Source organism: uncultured Rikenella sp. (assembly GCF_910577125.1).
Lineage (GTDB): Bacteria > Bacteroidota > Bacteroidia > Bacteroidales > Rikenellaceae > Rikenella.
The window spans coordinates 1-4,712 of record NZ_CAJTMN010000138.1 but is presented as its reverse complement, the minus strand read 5'-3'; the positions used below and the strand labels follow the sequence as shown (position 1 = coordinate 4,712).

2 protein-coding genes are annotated in these 4,712 nt (G+C 61.8%); one reads left to right on the top strand and one right to left on the bottom strand.

From position 1 onward, the window contains the following. Positions 1-552 precede the first annotated feature (552 nt). Entirely contained in the window at positions 553-1,689 is a 1,137-nt protein-coding gene (locus QZ292_RS09745; RefSeq protein WP_294601044.1) for an MraY family glycosyltransferase, read from the bottom strand. A gap of 205 nt (positions 1,690-1,894) precedes the next feature. Here QZ292_RS09745 and lysS point away from each other — a divergent pair, with 205 nt between their 5' ends. Then, complete coding sequence (gene lysS, locus QZ292_RS09740) at positions 1,895-3,661, top strand: lysine--tRNA ligase (RefSeq protein WP_294601043.1); 1,767 nt, start codon at positions 1,895-1,897, stop codon at positions 3,659-3,661. Positions 3,662-4,712: the final 1,051 nt, after the last annotated feature.

The window sequence follows — 4,712 nt, the reverse complement described above, 5'->3', positions numbered from 1 at the left end:
GAGCTCCGGCGAGTTGCAGCCCGCCGCCGGGGGTGGCGACGGACTGCGCGACCCTATGGGTCGCACAGCACTCAGACCAATCCTCGGCCCAATTCTCCGCCCCATTCGGCCTGTCGCCCATCCCCCCCGAGCGGCAAAGCCGCTGGGCGACAGGGCCGGCGACCCATTGGGTCGCAAGAGCACGGCCCAAATTTCCGCCCAAAGCACCGTCCCGTGTCTACCTCACTGCGGCTCCGCTGTCGCTCCGCCGGTGTCTTCGGGCACTCCAAAATAGCAATCTCTATCCGGTTTTCCCGCGCGCTGGCGGAAATCTTATTCAAAAACGTGGCACGCGAGGAATTTCAACTGTCGCCCGCTGGGGGATTTCAGCTCGATTTTGCTCGCCGCAAAACGAGTGAAATCCCTCTTTAAACGGGCGGGCGACTCTCTCGACGGGAGGATACTGTTCTTTTTGTGAACAAAAAGAACCAAAAAAAACTTTAGAGCGCATCCCTACGGGATGCTCTGGCCGGGTCTAACCGCAAATTCAAATCAACTTCGCCGCAACCCCCATCACGGTTTCCGCATCACCTCATGCTCGCCCAGCGCACGACCGTAATGATCGATCAAACGATTGAGCGTCAGATTGATCCCGATCCCGAGAACCACATCCGCCAGCAGCACCCAGCCGAAATCCAGACTGCAAACCTCCGTCAAAAAGAAGTTGAACAGGATGAAGAACCCCTCCAGCAGCAGCAGAATCCCCGTGCTCTGCAAGTGCGTCCGGTTGAGCTGCAACAGCTTATGATGGATGTGGTTCTGATCCGGATAGAACGGCGATTTTCCCCGCGATATCCTGCTCACGAAGACCCGGCACGTGTCGAAAACCGGCACGAACAGCAGCCCCAGCAGAATCGCCAGCGGCGCATGCAGCCCCACCGGCTGGAACGTCGTATAGCCCAGATTGGCGAACTTAAGTCCCAGAAAAATAACCATATAACCCAGCGTCAGCGAACCGGTGTCCCCCATAAAGACCTTGAGCCTCGTCCCCAGCACGTTGTACTGGAAAAAGGCGATCAGCACCCCCGCCATCCCGAACGCGAACATCGCGTAGACGAAGAGTTCGTAATAGATAAAGAAGATCCCGAGCGTCGAAAGGATGATCGTCCCCAAGCCCGAGCACAAGCCGTCCACCCCGTCGATCAGGTTGAACGCATTGACCGTCAGCACCACCACCACGATCGTCAGCAGCGCGTCCAACAGAAACGGCAGCCGGTGGAGTCCGAAGAGCCCCTGAAGGTCGAACACCGTCACCCCGGCGAAAACCAGACAGACGGCCGCGAAAATCTGGGCCACGAACTTGTTCCGGTAACCCACCCCGATCAGGTCGTCGGCCAGCCCCACGAAGTAGAGGATCAGCATCCCCGCCACCACGAAGAGGAATTCGGTGAGGAGTTCGATCTGGAGGTCGATCGAGACGTCGTACCCGTAATAGTACCTGAGTCCCAGCACGAACGCGAACGAGAAGAGCACCGCCGGAAAAAACGACAGCCCCCCGAGCCGCGGAATCGCCCCCTTGTGCACCTTCCGTTTGTTCGGTTCGTCGAACAGCCGTTTCATCTTAGCAAAAATGACAATCCGCGGAATCGCCAGCCACCCGAAAGCGGCCGAGATTCCGAATGTCAGGATCACGAATAACACGTATACCATAGCTCTCCCCGATGCGTTTTGCGATTGGACAAATATAACGAACAATTCGGTTCGCTGCAACGTCTTTTCGAGCTGTCGCCGATTTTTCCTACCTTTGCAGGCGGTGAGGTGTACGCTCCGGAGCGGCCGGCACGACCGCCCTCCGTCTGCGCCGCGCGACACGCCGACCACCACACGGACGATAAAAAAACATCAACACCGCAATATGGAACCTATGGAACTCAGCGAGCAGGAGCTCCTGCGCCGCGAATCGATGAACAAACTCCGCGAACTCGGCATCGAGCCCTATCCGGCCGCCGCCTATCCCGTGACCGCCACGGCCGCCGGGATTCGCGAGAAATATACCCCCGAGAGCACTGATTTTCAGGACGTCCGCATCGCCGGACGCATCATGAGCCGGCGGATCATGGGGAGCGCAGCCTTCTTCGAGCTCCAGGACCACACCGGCCGAATACAGGTCTACATCCGGCGCGACGACATCTGTCCCGAGGGCGATCCGACCCTCTACAACACCGTCTTCAAGAAGCTGCTCGACATCGGCGACATCGTCGGCATCCGCGGTTTCGCCTTCGTCACCAACATGGGCGAACTGTCGGTGCACTGCCGCGAGTTCACCGTGCTGAGCAAGTCGCTCCGGCCCCTGCCCATCGTCAAGGAGAAGGACGGGCAGCTCTTCGACGCCTTCAGCGACCCGGAACAGCGCTACCGGATGCGCTACCTCGACCTGATCGTCAACCCGCAGGTCAAGGAGACCTTCCTGAAACGGGCCAAGATCATCGCCACCATGCGCCGCTTCTTCGACGAACACGGCTACGTGGAGGTCGAGACGCCGATCCTGCAGCCGATTCCGGGCGGGGCGGCGGCACGGCCTTTCATCACGCACCACAACTCGCTCGACACGGATCTCTACCTGCGGATCGCGACGGAGCTCTACCTCAAGCGGCTCATCGTGGGCGGCTTCGAGGGGGTCTACGAGTTCGGCAAGAACTTCCGAAACGAGGGGATGGACCGGACGCACAACCCGGAGTTCACCTGCATGGAGCTCTACGTGGCCTATAAGGACTACCGGTGGATGATGGAGTTCACGGAACAGCTGCTGGAGACGGTAGCCAAGGCGTTGCACGACGGGGAGACGCGTGTGCGGGTGGGGGATCGCGAGATCGACTTCCGGGCGCCGTTCCGTCGGATTACGATGCGGGATGCCATTCTCGAAAAAGCGGGCTTCGACATCGCCGGGAAGACGGAAGAGGAGCTGCGGGCGGCCTGCCGCGAGCTGGGGGTCGAGACCGACGAGACGATGGGCAAGGGCAAGCTGATCGACGCCATCTTCGGCGAGCGGTGCGAGGCGGATTTGGTGCAGCCGACCTTCGTGACGGACTACCCGATCGAGATGTCGCCGCTGAGCAAGCGCCACCGCGACGACCCGGCGCTGACGGAGCGTTTCGAACTGTTCGTGAACGGGAAGGAGCTCTGCAACGCCTACTCGGAACTGAACGACCCGATCGACCAGCTGGAGCGGTTCCAGGAGCAGCTGCGGCTGTCGGAAAAGGGCGACGACGAGGCGATGTTCATCGACATGGACTTCGTCCGGGCGCTGGAATACGGCATGCCGACCTGTTCGGGGCTGGGGATCGGGATCGACCGGCTGACGATGTACATGACGGATCAGTCGTCGATCCAGGACGTGCTGTTCTTCCCGCAGATGCGGCCGGAGAAGAAGGCGGTGCGGGACGAGCCGGCTCTCTACACGGCTGCGGGGGTTCCGGAGGAGTGGGTGCCGGTGCTCCAGAAGATGGGCTACGTGACGGTGGCTTCGCTGGGGGGGCTGGCGCCGAACAAGCTGTGGGGCGACCTGTGCGGGTTCAACAAGAAGAACAAGCTGGGGCTGAAGAATCCGACGGCGGAGGAGGTCTCGGGCTGGGTTTCGGCGGCTGCTACGGGCTCGGCTTCGTCCTCGGCTTCGGCGGAATAGCATCGGACTCGGCTTCGAGGACGGCGGGGTCGGCTTCGAACTCGGCTTCGGCGGCGGCGGAATCGCTTCGAACTCGGTTTCGGCGGCAACGGGCTCGGCTTCGGCGGAGTAGCGGCCTCAGAGTTTGGTGGCGGGGTCGGCTTCGGACCGGTTTCGGCGGCGGCGGAATCGCTTCGGGTCGGCTTCGAGGGCGGCGAATGGCGGCTACACACAATAAAAAGAGGTGTTTTTACGTCAATTGGAAAATGTAGGAACAGTCGTGTCTGTCTTGAGCTGGCGGAACAACGAGCCGGGCCGAAGCTGTCTTGGGGTAGAGGCTGCCCATTCCGAGTGCCGGGAGGCACCGCCTGCCCGGCGTAAGGGCAGTACCCTCCTGTAGCCAAAGACGCGCGCCGCCGCCTGAAGAAGCGATTCAATCATTTCGGCGGTGAGCCGAAATAGAATGAATCGCGTAAGGCGCGCGAATCGCGGCGGAGCGATAGCGGAGCCGCAGTGAGGCGGACACGGGGCGGAGCATTGGGGTGTGGATTGGGCTGAGCTCTTGCGACCCACAGGGTCGCGCAGTCCGACGCCCCGGCAGGCGGAGGGCTGCAACTCGACGGAGCTCGTTGCGCCTCCGCTGGCGTCGAATTGCGACGGGCCGAGAGCGAGTAACGCGATTCGCAGAATCGCCGGGCTTACGCGTTGGGCCTTCGGCCCACCCCCGGAGCACGCAGCCCGAACACGACAGATAGTTCGACCGAGTTTTTGCGGTTCGCAGAACCGCCGGCCTTGTCGCCCAAGCCGCGTAGCGGCTTCGGGGTGGGCGACAGGCCGAATGATGCGGGAAGTTGGGCCGAGCTGGCTGTGGTTTGGGCTGAATAGTTATGGGCAAGGCTCTTGCGGTTCGAAGAACCGCGCGGGCCGAAGCCTCCCCCGCGGCGGCCCGCAACTGACGTTGCATTTGGGCCCCGCAGGCTTCAACCCGCTTTGTAAGTGAATCGCGTGGCAGGGGCGTCCGGCCCGCGCGCCCCTGCGGGTCGGTGCCGCTCGGCACTCGAAAGCTGGCCGT